This is a genomic window from Paractinoplanes globisporus DSM 43857 (assembly GCF_000379645.1).
Lineage (GTDB): Bacteria > Actinomycetota > Actinomycetes > Mycobacteriales > Micromonosporaceae > Actinoplanes > Actinoplanes globisporus.
In genome coordinates, this window is sequence record NZ_KB903328.1 from 29,016 (window position 1) to 47,030 (window position 18,015).

The 18,015-nt window shown below is 70.1% G+C and carries 18 protein-coding genes; 10 read left to right on the forward strand and 8 right to left on the reverse strand.

The window, feature by feature from the left end; translation table 11 throughout:
- Window positions 1-11: 11 nt before the first annotated feature.
- Window positions 12-926 carry an EamA family transporter gene (locus A3CQ_RS0137260; protein WP_020516057.1) on the forward strand — a complete coding sequence of 305 codons (915 nt, stop codon included), beginning with the start codon at window positions 12-14 and terminating at the stop codon, window positions 924-926.
- On the opposite strand, the gene A3CQ_RS0137265 is transcribed toward A3CQ_RS0137260, so the two are convergent.
- On the reverse strand, window positions 856-2,490 hold the full coding sequence (locus A3CQ_RS0137265) for a methyl-accepting chemotaxis protein (protein ID WP_020516058.1): 1,635 nt from the start codon (window positions 2,488-2,490) through the stop codon (window positions 856-858). The two genes, A3CQ_RS0137260 and A3CQ_RS0137265, sit on opposite strands and share 71 nt — an antisense overlap.
- A gap of 9 nt (window positions 2,491-2,499) precedes the next feature.
- Window positions 2,500-4,149: a methyl-accepting chemotaxis protein gene (locus A3CQ_RS0137270; RefSeq protein WP_020516059.1), complete on the reverse strand. Its 1,650-nt coding sequence runs from the start codon at window positions 4,147-4,149 to the stop codon at window positions 2,500-2,502.
- Window positions 4,150-4,309: 160 nt separating this feature from the next.
- Here A3CQ_RS0137270 and A3CQ_RS0137275 point away from each other — a divergent pair, with 160 nt between their 5' ends.
- Entirely contained in the window at window positions 4,310-4,645 is a 336-nt protein-coding gene (locus A3CQ_RS0137275) for a carboxymuconolactone decarboxylase family protein (RefSeq protein WP_020516060.1), read from the forward strand.
- Here the strand turns inward: A3CQ_RS0137275 and A3CQ_RS0137280 are convergent.
- Genes A3CQ_RS0137280 through A3CQ_RS0137295 form a run of 4 tightly spaced genes read right to left on the reverse strand, consistent with a single transcriptional unit; the run spans window position 4,611 to window position 7,170 of the window.
- Window positions 4,611-5,765 (reverse strand): AI-2E family transporter, encoded by a 1,155-nt coding sequence (locus tag A3CQ_RS0137280; RefSeq protein WP_245577515.1) that lies wholly within the window; start codon window positions 5,763-5,765, stop codon window positions 4,611-4,613. The genes A3CQ_RS0137275 and A3CQ_RS0137280 overlap by 35 nt on opposite strands.
- On the reverse strand, window positions 5,749-6,192 hold the full coding sequence (locus A3CQ_RS0137285; protein WP_020516062.1) for a DUF7144 family membrane protein: 444 nt from the start codon (window positions 6,190-6,192) through the stop codon (window positions 5,749-5,751). The genes A3CQ_RS0137280 and A3CQ_RS0137285 overlap by 17 nt, the downstream gene beginning before the upstream one ends.
- Window positions 6,193-6,195: 3 nt before the next feature.
- A complete protein-coding gene (locus tag A3CQ_RS0137290) occupies window positions 6,196-6,936 on the reverse strand; it encodes a potassium channel family protein (protein WP_020516063.1) in 741 nt (246 codons plus the stop codon).
- Entirely contained in the window at window positions 6,937-7,170 is a 234-nt protein-coding gene (locus tag A3CQ_RS0137295; RefSeq protein ID WP_040433806.1) for a DUF8691 family protein, read from the reverse strand.
- 174 nt (window positions 7,171-7,344) lie between these two features.
- On the opposite strand from A3CQ_RS0137295, the gene A3CQ_RS0137300 reads away from it, so the two are divergent.
- Complete coding sequence (locus A3CQ_RS0137300; RefSeq protein ID WP_051115471.1) at window positions 7,345-8,718, forward strand: DUF2252 domain-containing protein; 1,374 nt, start codon at window positions 7,345-7,347, stop codon at window positions 8,716-8,718.
- On the opposite strand, the gene A3CQ_RS0137305 is transcribed toward A3CQ_RS0137300, so the two are convergent.
- Both A3CQ_RS0137305 and A3CQ_RS0137310 read right to left on the reverse strand, forming a co-directional pair.
- Complete coding sequence (locus tag A3CQ_RS0137305; RefSeq protein WP_020516066.1) at window positions 8,715-8,915, reverse strand: DUF8691 family protein; 201 nt, start codon at window positions 8,913-8,915, stop codon at window positions 8,715-8,717. The two genes, A3CQ_RS0137300 and A3CQ_RS0137305, sit on opposite strands and share 4 nt — an antisense overlap.
- A 25-nt stretch (window positions 8,916-8,940) precedes the next feature.
- Entirely contained in the window at window positions 8,941-10,341 is a 1,401-nt protein-coding gene (locus A3CQ_RS0137310; protein ID WP_020516067.1) for a hypothetical protein, read from the reverse strand.
- A gap of 142 nt (window positions 10,342-10,483) precedes the next feature.
- On the opposite strand from A3CQ_RS0137310, the gene A3CQ_RS0137315 reads away from it, so the two are divergent.
- From A3CQ_RS0137315 to A3CQ_RS0137345, 7 genes are all read left to right on the forward strand, one after another.
- Entirely contained in the window at window positions 10,484-10,993 is a 510-nt protein-coding gene (locus tag A3CQ_RS0137315; RefSeq protein WP_020516068.1) for a DUF1269 domain-containing protein, read from the forward strand.
- A 67-nt stretch (window positions 10,994-11,060) separates the two neighbouring features.
- The gene (locus A3CQ_RS0137320; RefSeq protein ID WP_020516069.1) at window positions 11,061-13,775 is read left to right on the forward strand and encodes an MGH1-like glycoside hydrolase domain-containing protein; all 2,715 of its coding nucleotides are present in this window, start codon (window positions 11,061-11,063) and stop codon (window positions 13,773-13,775) included.
- Window positions 13,772-15,247 (forward strand): alpha-amylase family protein, encoded by a 1,476-nt coding sequence (locus A3CQ_RS0137325; protein ID WP_020516070.1) that lies wholly within the window; start codon window positions 13,772-13,774, stop codon window positions 15,245-15,247. The genes A3CQ_RS0137320 and A3CQ_RS0137325 overlap by 4 nt, the downstream gene beginning before the upstream one ends.
- Window positions 15,248-15,272: 25 nt before the next feature.
- Window positions 15,273-16,715, forward strand: coding sequence for an MFS transporter (locus tag A3CQ_RS55425; protein ID WP_020516071.1), 1,443 nt, complete (start codon window positions 15,273-15,275; stop codon window positions 16,713-16,715).
- A 23-nt stretch (window positions 16,716-16,738) separates the two neighbouring features.
- On the forward strand, window positions 16,739-17,167 hold the full coding sequence (locus A3CQ_RS55430) for a DUF6325 family protein (protein ID WP_040433810.1): 429 nt from the start codon (window positions 16,739-16,741) through the stop codon (window positions 17,165-17,167).
- Between the two features lie 10 nt (window positions 17,168-17,177).
- Window positions 17,178-17,624, forward strand: a complete 447-nt coding sequence (locus tag A3CQ_RS0137340; RefSeq protein ID WP_020516073.1) for a DUF6325 family protein — start codon at window positions 17,178-17,180, stop codon at window positions 17,622-17,624.
- Between the two features lies 1 nt (window position 17,625).
- Complete coding sequence (locus tag A3CQ_RS0137345) at window positions 17,626-17,979, forward strand: SHOCT domain-containing protein (RefSeq protein ID WP_040433765.1); 354 nt, start codon at window positions 17,626-17,628, stop codon at window positions 17,977-17,979.
- The last annotated feature ends 36 nt before the right edge of the window (window positions 17,980-18,015 follow it).

An 18,015-nucleotide genomic window follows, 5' to 3' on the forward strand; every position in this document is an offset into this window, starting at 1 on the left:
AGCAGTAGTAAATGTCCGAAACAATTATCAAGGCCCGGCCGCACACCGCCGAAGGCCTCTGGTTCCTCGTTCTCGCCGGCGCGCTGTGGGGCACAGGCGGCCTCACCGGCAGCCTTCTCGCCCGCACCACCGGCCTGACCTCCCCGGCCGTCGCCGCCTACCGGCTCGGCACCGGCGGCCTCCTCCTCATCGCGTTCCTCCTCGTCACTCGGGCGAAATTCCCCCGAGGCCGGCGAGCCTGGACCAGGATCGTCATCATCGGCCTGCTGGCGGCCGAGTTCCAGGCGACCTATTTCGCCGCCGTCGAGCGCATCTCGGTCAGCCTCGCCACCCTGATCACCATCGGCGCGTCTCCCGTGCTGGTCCAGCTGGTGGAGCGCCGGCGGGCACTGGTGACGATCGCGATCGCCCTCTCCGGCCTGACGCTGCTCATCGGCGTACCGGAAGGGGATCGGAGCCTGCCCACGATGCTGGCCGGCGCCGGATTCTCGCTGCTCGCCGCAGGCGGATTCGCCACGGTCACCCTGGTCGGCAGCCGGCCGGTGCCGGGCCTCGACGATCTGCCGGCGACCGGCCTCGCGTTCACCCTCGGCAGCCTCGTGCTCGTTCCGCTCGCCACCGCCTCCGGCGGCCTCGCCTTCACCCCGACCTGGTCCGGCCTGGGACTTCTGCTTCTGCTCGGGGTCGGACCAACAGCGATCGCGTACGCGTCCTATTTCCGCGGCCTTCGTACGTCGCGACCGGGCACCGCCGCGCTGATGGCGCTCCTGGAACCGCTGGTCGGGACCGCGCTCGCCGTCGTTATCCTCGGTGACCGCCTCGGGCCAGCGGGCTGGGCCGGCGCGGCGCTGCTGATCATCGCGCTCGTGCGGGAGAGCCGGTCACCTGAAACTGATCGACTATCTCGTGCAGCTCACGTGACATGAGCTCCAGGTTCTCGGCGGTCTCCTGGGCCTCGGCCACACCCTCCGCGGTCACCTGAGCCGAGGAGGCCACGCCCGCGACGTTGTTGGCGATCTCCCCGGAGCCGGTCGCCGCCTCGACGATGTTGCGGCTCATCTCGGCGGTCGTCGCGGTCTGCTCCTCCACGGCCGCGGCGATCGTCGTGGAGAACTCGTTGACCTGCCCGATGATGCCGGTGATCCGGTCGATCGCGGTGATCGCCGCGGTGGTGTCGTGCTGGATGGCCTGCACCCGGCCGGCGATGTCCTCGGTCGCCTTGGCCGTCTCCTGGGCGAGATCCTTCACCTCGGAGGCGACCACCGCGAACCCCTTGCCCGCCTCCCCGGCCCGGGCCGACTCGATCGTCGCGTTGAGGGCGAGCAGGTTCGTCTGCTCGGCGATCGAGGTGATCAGCTTGATCACCTCGCCGATCTCGGCGCTCGAGCGGCCCAGCTGGGCGATCGTCTCGCCGGCCTCGCGGGCGCTGGAGACGCCGGTGGCGGCCACGCTGGCGGCCTGCGAGGCGCTGCCGGAGATCTCCAGGATGGCGGCGGTCATCTGCTCGGTGCCGGCCGCGACCGTCTGCACACTGCGGGACACCTCCTCGGCGGCCGAGGCGACCCGCTCGGACTGCCCGGACGCGTTGCCCGCGGCCTCGGCGATCCGGCCGGAGGCCATCGTCAGCTCGTGCGACGCGCCGGCCAGCGTACGGCTGTGGTCGCTGATCCGCCCGAACGCCCCCAGCAGCACCTCGAGCGTGCTGTTCACGGCCCGGCCCATCGTGCCCAGCTCGTCCCGTCCCTCCGCCGGCGCCTGCACCGTGAGGTTCTTGGCGGCGACCGAGCGCAGGGTCGCCACGGTCTTGCCGAGCGGCAGCGTGATGCTCCGGGTGACCAGCACGGCCAGCAGGCCGGCGAGCGCGAGGCTGAGCGCGCCGGCGATGAGCATCAGGGTGCGGGAGGTGTTGGCCGTCGACTCGGCGTCGGCCTTCGCGGTCTCGGCCTGGGCGCCGGTGAGGCTCACGAGGTCGTCGATGGCCGCCACGATCTTGTTCATGGTGTCGATCGCGCTGCCGGACACCATGTCCCCAGCCTTGGCGAAGCCGGACGCCGACCCGGTGCGGAACGCCGCGATGATCTGATCGTCGAGCGCCATGAACTCGCCGAACGTCGACAGGGCCGTGTCCGCCGCGGCCTTCTCGGCGGCGGTCAGCGGCTCGCCCTCCATCGTGGCGACATCCTGCTTGAAGGCCGCGGTCGAGGCCAGGAAGTTCTTGCGCTGCCCGACGTCGTCCGAGGCCGCGCCCTTGACGCCGCGCTGGATGTCGAAGGCGTACCCGCTCTGCCAGCCGTTGAAGTCGGCTGTGCGGAACTTGGCGGTGAGCGCGTCGTGCTGCAGGTCGGCCGCGAGAGCCAGCCGGCCCGTGGCCGTCTTGGCCTCGTGCTGTCCCCAGAGCCCCACCGCCACGGCGATCAGCAGGCAGGCGCAGACGGCGGTGAACGCCCCGGCCAGCCGTACTCCGATCCTGATATTTCCGAAGAGCCGCATCGCGGGCGCCTAGACCCGGAACCGGGCGACGACGCCGCGCAGCTCGCCGGCCACCTGGGTCAGCTCGGCGACCGACTGGTCGGCCTCGTTCAGCGCACCGGTCTGCGCCTGCACCGCCTCCGCCACCGAGTTGATATTCCCGGCGATGTTGGAGCTGCCGCTCGCGGCGTCGCCGATGCTGCGGCTCATCTCGTTGGTGGTGGCCGTCTGTTCCTCGACCGCGGAGGCGATCGTGACCTGGTAGTCGTTGATCTCCGAGATGATCCGGGAGATCTCGGCGATCGCCTCGACCGCGCTGGTGGTGTCGGCCTGGATCGCCTCGACCCGGCGGGAGATGTCCTCGGTGGCCTTCGCGGTCTCCTGGGCGAGGTCCTTGACCTCGGTGGCGACCACCGCGAACCCCTTGCCGGCCTCGCCGGCGCGGGCCGCCTCGATCGTGGCGTTGAGCGCGAGCAGGTTGGTCTGCTCGGCGATCTGCGTGATCACCTTGACCACGTTGCCGATCTCCTCGGAGGACGTGCCGAGCTTGGCGACGGTGTCGTTGGTGGACTGGGCCACGCCGACCGCGCTCGCGGCGACCTGGGCGGCGTTGTTGGCGTTCTCGGCGATCTCCCGGATCGAGGCGCCCATCTGGTCGCTGCCGGCCGCGACCGACTGCACGCTCGTGGAGACGTCGCCGGCCCCGTTCGCGACGACGCCGGCCTGCTCGGCGGCCTCCCGCGCGCCCTCGGAGAGCCGGGCGCTGATGCTGGCCAGCCGCTGGGTGCCCTCGCCGAGGGTCTGCGCGCCGCTGCTCAGCGCCGTCACCGTCGTGCGCAGTCCCTCGCGGGCCCGGTTGACCGCGGCGGCCATGGCGCCCAGCTCGTCGCGGGAGCGGACCTCGGCGGCTACGGTGAGGTCGCCCTCGGCGACCGCGTCCAGCGCGCTGGAGACCGTGACGAGCTGCCGCCGGATCAGGCGGATGACCATGACACAGACGATCGCGGCGACGACGAAGCCGACGAGCAGCGCGATCAGCGTGACCGTCCGGGCCCGGTTGTACGCGGCGGTGCCGGCCGCCGCCATCGCGTCCGACTGCTGGTCCTCGACCTGTTGCATGGTGACCACGGCGTCGGCCATCGCGCTCTCGACCTGGTTGAACACCGGGCCGATCTGGTCGGGGGCGGGCATCGTGTACCCGGCCGCCAGGGGTTCCTGGTACAGAACGGTGTCGCGCAGCGCCCGGTAGTGCTTGACGGCCTCGGTGAACTTCGCGGCCGCGGCCTGCCGCTCGGCCGACCCGGCGGTGATCGTCGCGTACTTGGCCAGCGCGGCGTCCATGGCGTCGTCGGCCTTGCGGATGCCGTCGCGGCCCTGGGCCATCGTCTCCTTGCTGCCGTTGGCCAGCTCGGTCAGCACCATGCCCCGGAACATCGCGGCCAGCTCGCCGCGGAGGTTGGCCACCTCCTGCAGGCTGTCCACGTGCTGGGACTTCATCTCCTTGAGGTCGGAGTTGAGGCTGGCCATCCTGTTGATCGACAGGACCGCGACGCAGAGCGCCACCACCGCCACGCAGGCCGCCGCGATCATCGTCTTGATCGTGAGGCTGCGGTCGCCCAGCAGCGCCTCGACGGCGGTGCGCTGCACGGTGATCGGCGTGTCGCCTCCCTGGATACGCATGGCGTCCCCCCGATGCCCGTTTCCCCCGGATGCGACCAACTTTAGAATCGGATTCGTGTTTGAGGGATAAATACGACAAATCCGGTCTAGGGCGAGGTGCGGGCCGTACCATCCGCGCGGGATGACGCCTCGGGAGGACGCCCGAGGGTTAGCTGCGATCATGTCTCTCAACGAGGATTTCAACGACGCCATGCGCGAGCTCGCGCAGGGCAACGGACCTGTGCTCGAGGCGCTCGCCAGGCAGTCCGAGGGCGCCCTGCAGCAGACCGGCATCGACCCGCAGACCGCATTGCTCGTACGGATCGCGGCGCTGGTCGCCCTGGACGCGGCGCCCGCGTCCTACCTCATCCACCTCGGCATCGCCGACCGCGGCGGCGTGAAGGCCGAGGCGATCGAGGCGACCCTGGTCGAGCTGGCGCCGCTGGTCGGCAGCGCCCGGATCGTCTCGGCCGCCGGCAAGATCAATCAGGCTCTGCGGGAGCTGTCGGCACCGTGACCCGTCCATCGGGGGCGCTGTCCGTCTCCGCGACGGGCAGCGGCCCGCTGGAGAGCAGGGGAGTGATCCACCGCGTCGACGGGTCGATGTCGACCAGCAGGCCCTTCGCAAGCAGGCTCAGCGGGATCGCGAGCAGCGCGCCCAGTGGCCCGAGCACCCAGGCCCAGAAGATCAGCGACAGGAACGAAATCGTGGCCGAGAGGCCGACCGCGTCCCCGATCACCTTCGGCTGGATGATCGACTGGATCACGAAGTTGATGGCGCAGTACACGACGATGACCCAGATCATCTTCTCGACGCCGCCCTGCAGCAGGCCGAGCAGCGCCGGCGGGATCACGCCGATGATGAAGCCGATGTTCGGGATGTAGTTCGTGATGAACGACAGCAGACCCCACAGAAACGGCAGCGGGATGTCCAGCGCCCACAGCGCGACCGTGTCGATCACCGCGACGATCAGCCCGAAGACCGTGGTCACCCACAGGTAGCGGCGGGTGCCCTGGGCGAACTCGCGCAGCGCGCCGGCCACCTGGGGCCGCTGCAGGCCGCTGGCCGCGAGCCGGGCCGGGAAGCCGATCGCGTCCACGCACATGAACAGCAGCACGGCCAGCAGGAAGACCGTGTTGGACAGCACGCCGGCGATCCCGCCGAAGATCCATTCGATGACGCCCACGATCTGGCCGGGGGTGGTCGCCTTGTCCAGCGCCGCGGTCACCTGGGCCTGGTCGATGCCGAGACTGCCGAGCGTGCCGGCCACGTTGGCCCGCAGGTCGAGGAACTGCTGCTGGTACTGGGGCAACAGGTCGACCAGCCGGGACAGCGACATCGCCATCGCGAGACCGAGCGCGGCCAGCAGCAGGTAGACGACGAGCACGTTGGAGATCATGGTCAACCACAGCGGCACGCCCTTGCGGCGCATCCAGATCGCGATCGGGCTGACCGTCACGGTCAGCATCAGGGCCAGGAACACCGGGCCGAGGAGGTCAGCGGTGATCTTCATCCCGCCGACCACGATGACCAGGCAGGCCGTGCCCAGCAGCACGATCACGCCGCGCGGCAGGCCGGCGCCCGGTACGACGTGCGCCGACCTCACCCGCGGCGGTCGCTCAGTACTGGACCTCACGGCCGTGCACGGTGAGCGCGTAGATCGCGAGAACGTCCAGGGCGATGATGATCGTCGCCCAGATCGGGTACGCGGGCAGGAACGCGATGTTCGACAGCGCGCTGAGCACCGCGATGATGACGCCGATGACCCGGGCCCACGTCTGTCCGAGCAGGACGCCGATACCGGCGATCACCGCGATCACGCCGATGATCAGGTGCGTCCAGCCCCAGGCCGTGTAGTCCATGTTCAGCAGCAGCCCGCTACGGGTGACGAGGTAGTAGTCGTCGCGGAGGATGGCGACGAGGCCCTCAATCGCCTGGAATCCGCCCAGCATGATCAGCATGACGCCGGCGAACACGACGAACCCGACCCAGCCGGTCGCCTGCGGGCGCCGTGGGGTGTAGGAGGTGGACGAGGCCGACGGCCTCTGCTGTGTCTCAGACATTCCTTACTCCTCGGTCGAGGGAGAATTCGTGCTCACGGTCGTCTCTTCCGGCGGCGGCGACGCCATCCCGGGCGAATGAAGTTTGTTCGCCCAGCCCTTCGGGCTCCACACATTGACGACCTTGGCCACGGCCGTGACCAGGAAGAGCTGGCCGAGCAGGGCCTCCAGGACGGCCATCGTGCGGCCCGGGTTCCCGGCCGGCACGAAATCGCCGTACCCCGTGGTGGTGAGCGTGACGAAGCTGAAGAACAGGCTGTCGGCCAGCGTCCCGTCGCCCTGGGCGCCGAAGAACGGGCTCGGCTGGAACGCCGCGACGCAGCGGTACGCGAAGGCGAACGCCATGCCGAGCATCAGGTACGTCGCGAGCGCCCCCAGCATGAGCTCGCGGTCCACGTGCCCGCGCCGGCCCAGGTTGCCGAGGATCGACACCGGCGCCAGCAGGTACAGGACACTGCTGGCGAAGAAGGTGATACCGAGAAACGTGGTGCCGTGCGCGAAGATGTTCCATCCGCCGGCGATCAGCGCGAGCAGGAAGACCACTGCGGCGAGAACGCGAAGGCTGGTGCGTGCGTGCGAGACGCGCAGCGCGTACGAGACCGTGCCGATCTGCGCGAACAGCAGAAGCGAGATCGTCCATCGGTGGCTGGCGACGGTGCCGATCACGTACGTGCCGGCGATCAGCAGCATCAGCGGGCCGTAGCTGTCCTTCGACCAGATCGGCGCACGGCGGCGCAGCCGTGCCATTTAAGGATTCCCCTGGTGGGAGTCGTCACCCCCGGGGAGCCGGCGGATCTCGATCAACCGCAGGCCCATGCCGTGCATCCGGGAGATCAGCCCGAACAGCGCCGACTGGTCGGGCAGTTCACCGTAGAGCACGGTCTCCGGCGGCTCCACCGAGATCGTCATGTCGGACAACTCGGCCAAAAGCTCGCTCGGGATCGTCCCCGACACACGCACCTGGTAGTTCGTCGCGGTCATGACCATCCTCTCCGCGTCGTCTCGACCTGGTCCGGTGCTTGCGCGCCGAGCCGGCCGCGGTTGGTTGGACCTTCAACACTCGACCGCGGCGGCGCTCACGTCGTCACCCCGGGCAGATGAGGCGATGCTGGTGAAGGTGCGATTTGCTCGGCCAGAACCATCGGGAGGTGCGGGATGAGAGATCCAGAAACTCGCGCGGCGGCCGGCCGGGACGCGCGCAAACAGGTGCCGCCGGAGAGCCACGCGGAGTTCGCTCCGGCCGCCGGCCGGCCGGACCCGGTGAGCATCCTCCAGGCGCAGGACGCCGGCCGGCTGCCGGAGCTGGTCCCGATCCGGCACGGGCGGATGAGCCTGTCGCCGTTCACGTTCCTGCGCGGCTCGGCCGCGGTGATGGCCGCCGACCTGGCGACCACCCCGACGACCGGGCTCGGCGTGCAGCTGTGCGGTGACGCGCACCTGATGAACTTCGGCCTGTTCGGCTCGCCCGAGCGACGGCTCGTCTTCGACATCAACGACTTCGACGAGACCGCGCCCGGGCCCTGGGAGTGGGACGTGAAGCGGCTCGCGGCCAGCCTCGCGGTGGCCGGCCGGGACAACGGTCTCGGCCGCAAGACCCGCCGCACCATCATGCTGGCGATGGCCGAGCGCTACCGGGTGGCGATGGCCGAGTTCGCGGCGATGCGGGACCTCGACGTCTGGTATGCGCGGGCCGACTCCGACAACTTGGCCGAAACCCTCGGCGCGCAGCTGGACAAGGTCCGCCGCAAGCAGATCGACAAGCTGCGGACCAAGGCGATGACCCGCGACAGCCTCCAGGCGTACAAGAAGCTCGCGGCCGTCGTCGACGAACGCCCGCGGATCATCGCCGACCCGCCGCTGGTGGTCCCGGTCTCCGACCTGCTGCCCGAGATGGACTGGAACGAGCTCGCCGACCGGCTGCGCGGGCTGCTGGGCGGATACCGGGAGAGCCTCGCCGAGGACCGCCGGCACCTGTTCGACCGGTACGAGTTCGTCGACATGGCCCGCAAGGTCGTCGGCGTGGGCAGCGTCGGCACCCGCTGCTGGATCGTCCTGATGACCGGTCGCGACAAGCACGACCCGCTGTTGCTCCAGGTCAAGGAGGCGGGCCAGTCGGTGGTGTCGGCCGAGCCGGCCGACAACGAGGGCCGGCGGGTGGTCTCCGGCCAGCGGCTCATGCAGGCGGTCAGCGACATCTTCCTCGGCTGGCACCGCGTGTCCGGCTTCGACGGGCAGACCCGCGACTTCTACGTGCGGCAGCTGCGCGACTGGAAGGGCGCGGCGGTGGTCGAGGAGATGGACCAGGTCGGCCTGCGCGCGTACGCGGCGCTGTGCGGCTGGACGCTCGCCCGGGCCCACGCGCGCACCGGCGACCGGATAGCGATCGCGGCCTACCTGGGCACGGACGCCACCTTCGACAACGCGATCGCCGACTTCGCCGAGAAGTACGCCGACCAGACCGAGCGCGACCACGCGGCCCTGACCGCCGCGGTCCGCGACGGCCGGGTCCAGGCGCAAGAGGGGATCTAGGCAGTGTCGAGGTAGACGAGCTCCACGCCGGACTGGTTGAGCCGGTCGAGCAGCCGGTACAGCTCGTCCTCGGAGAGCCGGCCGCGAATCGTGCTCTGGCAGGGGAGCGTCTCGCAGGCGAGCCCATCGAACGTGCTGCGCAGCAGCGGCCCGAGCAACCCGTGTATGCGGATCTCGTACCGTTCCTTCATGAGCATGCCCCCTGCTCTCGAGAACTGGATGTCACAACGGTGCCGGTTCCGGCGGTGAGACCGCTTCACTCGGCGTGGGTGATCCGGGTTCGGCGCCGGAGCCGGCCCGCGCCACGAGCGTCACCGCCACCTCGTAGACGGCCAGCACGATCACGATCACGAGGAGCGCCGTCCACGACGACAGCAGCAGCGCGAGGATGCCGCCGACCACCAGGCCGCCGACCCGCAGCACGTCCAGGTGCGCGGCCGTCCAGCCCGGCGCGTTGGTGCCCAGCCACCGGCCGGCCCGGGCCGTGGCGTGCCAGCCGGCGACCGCGCCCCGGCTGACCTGCCGGCGCAGCCAGACGGCGCCTCGGCCGGGCCCGAACAGATAGCAGACGACCGCGATGATCGCGCCGATCCAGATCAACTGCGTTCCCCGCGTACGAAGGAGGCTGAAGATGCTGGTCACCGCGGCGGCCACGCCGTCCCGGTAGACGCCCTCCGGCAGCTGTTCGAGCAGTTGGTTGCGGGTACCGCGCAGCGCCGCGCTGACCGTGACCGCGGCCACCACCAGCCAGATGCCGAACTGCGCCAGCGTCCGGCGCCGCCAGGGCGAGATCAGCAGCGACACCAGGAACAGCACGATCGTGGCGGCGACGAACACCGCGAGGTACCGCTTGGCGGCATTCACCGACTCCTGCACCGCGTAGAGCTGCCCGTTGTCGTACACGGTGAACTGGGCGAAGTTGGCCGGCAGCGTGACGCCGAGCGCGTCCTGCACCCGGGCCCGCAGGTCGTCGGGTATCGCCCCGCTGCTCAGGTCGGGCAGCGTGATCTGCCGGCCGAACAGCGTCGGCAACTGGGCACTGAGCTGCCGCAGCACCTGGTTGATCAGCGGTAGCAGGTCGATCTCCACCTTGTCCTGGCTGACGGTGACTCCCGGGCTCTTGCCCTCCAGGATGTCCATCACCCGGCTGTGCACCTGCGTGTTCAGGCCGATCCAGACTCGCTGGAACTGGTCGCTCTGCATCACGTTCTCGACGGTGTTGCGGATCTGCGTGCGCAGCTGAGCCGTGATCGGGCCGGCCACGAACGCGGCCTGCGCCGGCAGCACGTTCTCGATGCGCTGCTGGACGTCGATCGCCTCGAACAGCTGGGTGGTCGAGTACTCGGCGACCGCGGCCGCGATCTGCGGATCCTTCGGCAGCGGCGCCACCGTGGAGACCCAGCGGTCGGTGCTGAGCAGGGTGGTCGCGGCCCAGACCCCCACCACGCTCGCCACCAGGGCGAACGCGGTGATCATGATGAACACCGCGGCGGCCACCCGGCGCAGCGAGAGCAGAGCGAACTGCCGCCGCCGACGACCGTCGAGGCGACCCTGAAGAGCTGCTATCTCGCCGCGAAGGCGCGCGAGCTCCTCGGCGTCCGGTTCGGGCGGGCTCGAAGTCATGCCCCGACGCTCGCCGACGCCCGGTTCCACCGCTTCATCCGTCGCGAGTGAACGCCCCTTTTCATTCCCCCGGTATGAGGAGCCACCCTCCGACCTGTGGCTGACTGGGCTGGCAAACGAAGACGGAGAAGGGGCGTTAACCATGTCAACTCTGGTCGCCATCGGGTATCCCGACGAGACCACGGCGACGTCGGCGTCGCTGGAGGCCGAGCGGCTCGCGAAGGACCTCATCATCCAGCCCGACGCGATCGCGGTCATCCGGCGCGACACCGAGGGCAAGTTCCACGTGACGACCAACCACCACGCGGTGGGCGGGGGCGCCACCTGGGGCATGTTCTGGGGCCTGCTGTTCGGGCTGCTGTTCTTCGTTCCGGTGATCGGCATGGCCGTCGGCGCGGGACTCGGCGCGCTGATGGGCAAGTTCACCAAGGGCGCGATCAACAAGGAGTTCCAGGACCAGGTACGCGACCTGCTGCAGCCCGGCACGTCGGCGCTGTTCCTGATCGTCGAGGCCGTCACCCCGGACAAGGCCGTCGACGCGCTCAGCCAGTACGGCGGCACCGTGCTCAAGTCCTCGCTGTCCAAGGAGGCCGAGCAGCAGCTGCAGGAGGCTCTGCACGGCAAGGGCGAGCCGGAGAGCGCCCAGGCCTGATCGTTCATGGCGCCGCTCGCCCGGTCGCCGGGTGGGCGGCGCTTCGGCTGAAGGGAGCCGTCCGGCCATGACCAGTGCGGAGCAGCAGCGAATCACCGACGCGGACACGGGCGATGTCCCCTGGCGGCGGTGGGGTCCCTACCTCAGCGAGCGGCAGTGGGGCTCGGTCCGGGAGGACTACAGCCCGGGCGGCGACGCCTGGAACTATCTGACCCACGATCAGGCCCGGTCCCGGGCGTACCGGTGGGGCGAGGACGGCATCGGCGGGCTCAGCGACGACCGGCAACTGCTCTGCCTGGCCCTGGCCATGTGGAACGGCCGCGACCCGATCCTCAAGGAACGCTTCTTCGGGGTGACCAACTCCGAGGGCAACCACGGCGAGGACGTCAAGGAGTACTACTTCTACGTCGATGGGACGCCGACCCACTCGTACATGCGGATGCTCTACAAATATCCGCAGCGGGAGTACCCCTACAACGATCTCGTGCAGACGAATCGGTCGCGCGGACGCGACCAGTTCGAGTACGAGCTTCTCGACACCGGGATCTTCGCGGACGAGCGCTACTTCGACGTCGAGGTCGAGCAGGCCAAGGCCGGCCCCGAGGACATCCTGGTCCGGGTCACCGTGCACAACCGGGGCCCGGAGACCGCGACGCTGCGCCTGCTGCCCACGCTCTGGTTCCGCAACACCTGGCGCGACTCGCGCAACGGGGAGCCCACGCTCTATCAGATGCCCGGCGTACGTGACGCCGCCGTGGTCGAGGCCCGTCACCCCGAGCTGGGCCGCCGCTGGCTGCTGGTCAAGGGTGAGCAGCCACTGCTGTTCACCGACAACGAGAGCAACGACGAACGCTTCGGCGGCGGGCCCAACGTCTCGCCGTACGTCAAGGACGGCATCGACCGTTTCGTCGTGCACGGCGAGAAGGAGGCGGTGAACGCGGCGCTGACCGGCACCAAGGTCGCCGCGGACATCGCCCTGGAGATCCCGGCGGGGGAGTCGGCCGTGGTGCGGGTGCGGCTCACCGACGAGCCGGTGCCGCCCGAGGCGGTCCGCGAGCGGCTCGGCTCGGTCTTCGACGAGACCGTCGAGCTGCGCCGGCGCGAGGCCACGGAGTTCTACGACGAGCGCCTCGCCGGAGGCATGACACCCGACGAGCGCGAGGTGGTGCGGCAGGCCCTGGCCGGCATGCTCTGGAGCAAACAATATTTCGGGTACGACGTGGAGCGGTGGCTGACGCAGCACGGCCGCGACCCGCTCGATGCCGGGCAGATCCGCAACGGCCAGTGGTACCACCTGATCGCCGACGACGTGATCTCGATGCCCGACGCGTGGGAGTACCCCTGGTTCGCGGCCTGGGACCTCGCCTTCCACACGGTCGCGTTCAGCCTGATCGACCTGCACTTCGCCAAGCACCAGCTCGACCTGCTGCTCGGCCGCCGCTACCTGCACCCCAACGGGCAGATTCCGGCGTACGAGTGGAACTTCGGCGACGTGAACCCGCCCGTGCACGCCTGGGCCACCTACCTGGTGTACGAGCTGGACAAGTCGCACCGTGGCGGCAACGGCGACCGGGAGTGGCTGGCCTCCGCGTTTCACCAGCTGGCCAAGAACTTCGTCTGGTGGGTCAACCGCAAGGACGCCGACGGCAACAATGTGTTCCAGGGCGGCTTCCTCGGGCTGGACAACATCGGCGTCTTCGACCGGAGCGCGCCGCTGCCCACCGGCGGCCACCTCGACCAGGCCGACGGCACCGCGTGGATGGCGCTCTACTGCCAGAACATGCTGCAGATCGCGCTCGAGCTGGCCCAGGACGACGAGACCTACGTGGAGCAGGCACAGACCTACGTCGAGCATTTCGCCTGGATCGCGGCCGCCGTCAACCACCCCGGCCGGGCGTCGATGTGGGACGAGGAGGACGGCTTCTTCTACGACCTGCTGCGCCTGCCGGACGGGGGAGCGGTCCGGCTCAAGGTCCGCTCGATGGTCGGGCTGCTGCCGCTGGCCGCCGCGACGGTCTTCGACCGCACGGTCAGCGCCCGCCACCCGGAGATCATCGAGGAGGCCAACCGCTTCCTCGACGCGCACCCGAGCGTCAGCGCGGCCCTGAACAAGGGACGCTTCGCCGGCCGGCCGGGCACCCACCTGCTGGCCCTGTTCGACGAGAACCGGCTCCGGCGGATCCTGTCGCGCCTTCTCGACGAGGAAGAGTTCCTCAGCCCGTACGGAATCCGGTCGGTCTCCCGGTTCCACGCCGAGCACCCGTTCGAGTTCGACGTGGGCGGCGCACGCTACACCGTTCCCTACAGCCCGGCCGAGTCGGACAGCGGCATGTTCGGCGGCAACTCCAACTGGCGCGGCCCGATCTGGTTCCCGGTGAACGCCCTCATGATCAGGGCGCTGCTCAACCTGTACGCCGGCTACGGCGACGACTTCACCGTGGAGTGCCCGACCGGATCCGGCGTCGAGATGACGCTCTTCGAGGTCGCCAAGGAGATCTCCAACCGGCTGACCCGGATCTTCCTGCCCGGCGAGGACGGGCACCGGCCCTGCTTCGGTGGCCAGGACATCTTCGCCAGCGAGAACTGGCGCGATCTGATCACCTTCTCCGAGTACTTCCACGGCGACAACGGCGCCGGCCTCGGCGCCGGGCACCAGACCGGCTGGACCGGCCTGGTCGCCGTGTTCCCCGTGCTGTTCGCCCGGGTCTCCGGCGCCGAGCTGCTGCAACATGGCATGTCCGGGATCTTCCAGGCGGTCGACGACGAGGAGGACCGGCGATGAGCACCGGATGGCCGGCCGCGCCGGTCGTGTACGAGATCGACACCTGGCCCTGGCTCGAGGGCGTCGCCACCAGGGTGGGCCACCCGGTGACGCTCGCCGACGTACCGGAGGAGATCTGGGACGAGACGCTCCCGCCCGGCGCCGACGCGGTCTGGCTCATGGGTGTCTGGGAACGCAGCCCGGCCGGTCTGGTCGTGGCCCGCGCCAACGAGGATCTCCAGCGCTCGTTCCACGAGGCCCTGCCCGACATGCGCCCGGCCGACCTGGTCGGCTCGCCGTACTGCGTCCGCCGCTACCGGGTGGACCAGCACCTCGGCGGGCCCGGCGGGCTCGCCGCGGCCCGCGCCGAGCTGGCCCGCCGCGGCCTTCGCCTGGTCCTCGACTACGTGCCCAACCACGTCGCCCCCGACCACCCGGCCGTCGCCGAGGAGCCGGACTGGTTCGTCCTGGGCGACGAGACCGACGAGCGCAAGGAGCCGGCCGGCTGGTTCCGGGCCGCCGGGCGGATCCTCGCCCACGGCCGCGACCCGTACTTCCCGCCCTGGCCCGACGTCGCCCAGCTGAACGCCTTCTCGCCGGGGATGCGCCAGGCGACCGCGGCGGCGCTGGCCGACATCGCCGCGCAGTGCGACGGCATCCGCTGCGACATGGCCATGCTGCTGACCAACGACGTGTTCGCCCGCACCTGGGGCGAGCACGCCGGATCGCGCCCGGCCGAGGAGTTCTGGCCGGCGGTGATCGGGGCGGTGCGCGAGCACCGGCCGGAGGTGGTGCTGATCGCCGAGGCGTACTGGGACATGGAGTGGACCCTGCAGCAGCAGGGCTTCGACTTCTGCTACGACAAGCGGCTCTACGACCGGCTCGCGCACGAGGACGCCGCCGCCGTGCGCGGCCACCTCGCGGCCGGCCTCGACTACCAGGACAAACTGATCCGCTTCATCGAGAACCACGACGAGCCGCGGGCCGCGACGGCGCTGCCCGGCGGACGGGACCGGGCCGCCGCGGTGGCGGTCGCGACCCTGCCCGGCGCGACCCTCTGGCACGAGGGCGAGTTCGAGGGCCGGCACGTGCACCTGCCGGTCTTCCTGTCCCGCTTCCCGGACGAGCCGGTCGACGAGGATCTCCAGGCGTTCTACCGCCGGCTGCTCGCGGTGGTGGCCGGCATGCGCCGGGGCGAGTGGACCATGATCGACAGCGAGGGCTGGCCGGACAACCCGACCCACGCCGACGTCGTGGCCTGGGCGTGGCACGACGACGTGCCGCACCACGTGATCGCGGTGAACCTGGCCGATCACCCGTCGCAGGCCCGGCTCATGCTGCGCTGGCCGGCCCTCGCGGGCCGGCGCTGGCGGCTGATCGATCTGCTCGACGGGCGGGTCTTCGACCGCGACGGCGACCAGCTGGCCACCGACGGGCTCTACGTCGACCTGCCGCCGTGGGGGCAGCACCTGCTGGCGGTCGCGCCCGCCTGACATCTCCACACGAGGAGTTCCTCCCGTGACCACCAGATCCACGGCGGCCGCGGCGCGCTCGATGGTGCTGCCGCTCGCCCTCGCCCAGTTCATCGCCAGCTACGCGGCGAGCAACATGAACGTCGCGATCACCACGATCGCCGACGACATCGGCACGTCCGTCGCCGGCATCCAGGCGACGATCACGTTCTTCACGCTGACCATGGCCGCCCTGATGATCCCGGGCAGCAAGCTCACCGACATCTGGGGCCGCAAGTTCTGCTTCAACCTCGGCATGATCATCTACGGCGCCGGCGCGCTGATCGCGTCGCTCGCCCAGGGCCTCGGCCTCCTGGTGATCGGCTACTCGATCCTCGAGGGCGTCGGCTCGGCGCTGATGATCCCGCCGATCTACATCCTGATCACGGTGGCCTTCGACGACATGGCCACCCGCGGCAAGTACTTCGGCATCGTCAGCGGCGCGGCCGGGCTCGGCTCGGCCGCCGGCCCGCTGATCGGCGGCGCGATCACCAGCTCGCTCGGCTGGCGCTGGTCGTTCCTGTTCCAGTTCGCCGTCGTGGTGCTGATCCTCGTCCTCGGCCGCCGGATCCCCGAGCCCGCCCGCACCGCCACACCGCCCAAGTTCGATCTCGGGGGCGCCGTGCTCTCGGCGGTCGGCCTGTTCCTCCTGGTCTCCGGTATCCTCTTCTCCTCGTCGTACGGGATGATCTCTTGGCAGGTCTTTGTGCCGGTCCTGGCGGGACTGGCCGTCCTCGTGTTCTTCCTGCGGTATCTGACCGTGCGGGAGCGCAGGGGCAAGGTCCCGCTGCTGTCGCCCCGGCTGTTCCGCAACCGCACGTCGAACCTGGGGCTGAGCACCCAGCTCGTGCAGTGGCTGATCCTGCAGGGCTCGTTCTTCGTGATCTCCGTCTACATCCAGCAGGTGCGGCACTACGACGCGATCCACACCGGCCTGCTGCTGACCCCGGCCACGGTCGGCGTGCTGCTGGCCTCGGCTCTCGCCGGGCGGATGGCCGGTCGCCGGGCGCAGGCCATGCTGGTGCGCGGCGGTTTCGTGCTCACCACGGTCGGCATGATCCTGGTTCCGCTGCTGGTCCGGCAGGACTCCGCGATCTGGACCTTCATCCCCGGGCTGTTCCTCATGGGATTCGGCGTCGGGGTCATGCTCACCGCCTCGGTCAACGTCGTGCAGTCGGCGTGGGGCGACGCGGACCAGGCGGACATCTCGGGCCTGTCCCGCAGCCTGTCCAACCTCGGCTCGTCGCTGGGCGTGGCGATCGCCGGCTCGGTCCTGGTCGCCGCGCACGGCCAGCGGCTCGGCACGCCGTTCGCGGTGGCGCTCGGGCTGCTCGCCGGCATCTCGCTTCTCGGTCTGCTGGCGGCCGCTTTCATTCCGCGAAAACCGCCGGGCGCGCCGCCGGACATGTCACCGCCGGGCTCATCCGCAACGGGTGAGGCGGCGGCGTGAAAAGCGGGCGCATGCTGAGGGTCATGGCATTGGGTCCGCTGGAACTCATCGTCCTGTCCTTCCCCGCGGCCAAACTCAACGACGGCGTCCTGGCGACACTCGACCGGCTGCACGGCGCCCCCGGAGTCCGGGTGGTCGACGTGCTGGTGGTCCGCACCGACGCGGTCGGCGGCGCCTGCCCGGTGGAGCTCAACGAGCTGCCCGGGATCGGCGGCGACCCGCTCGCGCTGGCCCGGCTGGCCACCGGGCTCATCACCGATACCGACATCGACGAGGTCGGCGAGCTCGTCGATGACGAAACCGACGCCCTCGCCGTACTCGTCGAGCACCAATGGGTGAACGACCTCGCCAGCGACGTGGCGTCGACCGACGGCACCGTCCTGGCGCTGATGCACATCCCGGTAGTGATGGAGGTCCGCGCGAACGCTCTGGCGGGCATCGGCGGACAGTGAAGGGAGTTCCATGGACGACCTGAAGGACATTCAGGAGATGGGCCCGGTCGATTACCTCTGCATCGAGTTCCCACCGGGCAGCACCCCCGGCCAGGGGCTGCCGCACCTCGTGAACCTGGTGGACCGCGGCATCGTGCGGATCCTCGACCTGCGGTTCCTGCGCAAGAACGAGGACGGCACGGTCAACGAGCTGGTCGGCGAGCAGCTGGACACCGGGCTCGCCCTGTTCCAGGGCGCCTCCTCCGGGATGCTGGGCGGTGACGACCTCGAGGAGGCCGCCGCCGTGCTGGAGCCCGGCAGCGCGGCCGCGCTCATCGTGTACGAGAACGTCTGGGCGGCCCCGTTCGCCGTAGCCGTGCGCAAGGCCGGCGGCCAGGTGATCGCCGGTGGCCGCATTCCCGTCCAATCCCTGCTCGCGGCCCTGGACGCCTCCGAGCCCGACTACGTGAGGCGCTGACATGGGACTTCTACGTGGAGTGGCACGCACCGCCGTAGTGGCCGGCACCGCCACCGCCGTCTCCAACCGCGTCTCCCGCCGCCAGGCCGGCCGCTGGCAGAAGCAGGCCGACCAGGAAGAGGCCAACGCGTACTACGACCAGTCGCAGCAACAGCAGCAGCAGCAGCCGCAACAGCAGTACGCACCGCCGCCGCAGCAGGTGTACGTCGCGGCACCGGTCCCCGCCGAGGCCCCCGCCGGCGACGACATGCAATCGAAGCTGGACGCCCTGAAGCAGCTGGGCGACCTCAAAACGGCCGGCGTCCTGACCGACGAGGAATTCCAACAGCAGAAGGCAAAGATCCTGAATTCTTGATTCGGGGGTGAAATGGCGTCGGCCGCCGGTGACGGG

Bases quoted from the DNA above. Each gene is read 5' to 3' on its own strand.
- A3CQ_RS0137260 (WP_020516057.1), top strand. From the start codon at position 12: ATGTCCGAAACAATTATCAAGGCCCGGCCGCACACCGCCGAAGGCCTC.
- A3CQ_RS0137265 (WP_020516058.1), bottom strand. From the start codon at position 2,490: ATGCGGCTCTTCGGAAATATCAGGATCGGAGTACGGCTGGCCGGGGCG.
- A3CQ_RS0137270 (WP_020516059.1), bottom strand. From the start codon at position 4,149: ATGCGTATCCAGGGAGGCGACACGCCGATCACCGTGCAGCGCACCGCC.
- A3CQ_RS0137275 (WP_020516060.1), top strand. From the start codon at position 4,310: ATGTCTCTCAACGAGGATTTCAACGACGCCATGCGCGAGCTCGCGCAG.
- A3CQ_RS0137285 (WP_020516062.1), bottom strand. From the start codon at position 6,192: ATGTCTGAGACACAGCAGAGGCCGTCGGCCTCGTCCACCTCCTACACC.
- A3CQ_RS0137290 (WP_020516063.1), bottom strand. From the start codon at position 6,936: ATGGCACGGCTGCGCCGCCGTGCGCCGATCTGGTCGAAGGACAGCTAC.
- A3CQ_RS0137295 (WP_040433806.1), bottom strand. From the start codon at position 7,170: ATGACCGCGACGAACTACCAGGTGCGTGTGTCGGGGACGATCCCGAGC.
- A3CQ_RS0137300 (WP_051115471.1), top strand. From the start codon at position 7,345: ATGAGAGATCCAGAAACTCGCGCGGCGGCCGGCCGGGACGCGCGCAAA.
- A3CQ_RS0137305 (WP_020516066.1), bottom strand. From the start codon at position 8,915: ATGCTCATGAAGGAACGGTACGAGATCCGCATACACGGGTTGCTCGGG.
- A3CQ_RS0137310 (WP_020516067.1), bottom strand. From the start codon at position 10,341: ATGACTTCGAGCCCGCCCGAACCGGACGCCGAGGAGCTCGCGCGCCTT.
- A3CQ_RS0137315 (WP_020516068.1), top strand. From the start codon at position 10,484: ATGTCAACTCTGGTCGCCATCGGGTATCCCGACGAGACCACGGCGACG.
- A3CQ_RS0137320 (WP_020516069.1), top strand. From the start codon at position 11,061: ATGACCAGTGCGGAGCAGCAGCGAATCACCGACGCGGACACGGGCGAT.
- A3CQ_RS0137325 (WP_020516070.1), top strand. From the start codon at position 13,772: ATGAGCACCGGATGGCCGGCCGCGCCGGTCGTGTACGAGATCGACACC.
- A3CQ_RS55430 (WP_040433810.1), top strand. From the start codon at position 16,739: ATGGCATTGGGTCCGCTGGAACTCATCGTCCTGTCCTTCCCCGCGGCC.
- A3CQ_RS0137340 (WP_020516073.1), top strand. From the start codon at position 17,178: ATGGACGACCTGAAGGACATTCAGGAGATGGGCCCGGTCGATTACCTC.
- A3CQ_RS0137345 (WP_040433765.1), top strand. From the start codon at position 17,626: ATGGGACTTCTACGTGGAGTGGCACGCACCGCCGTAGTGGCCGGCACC.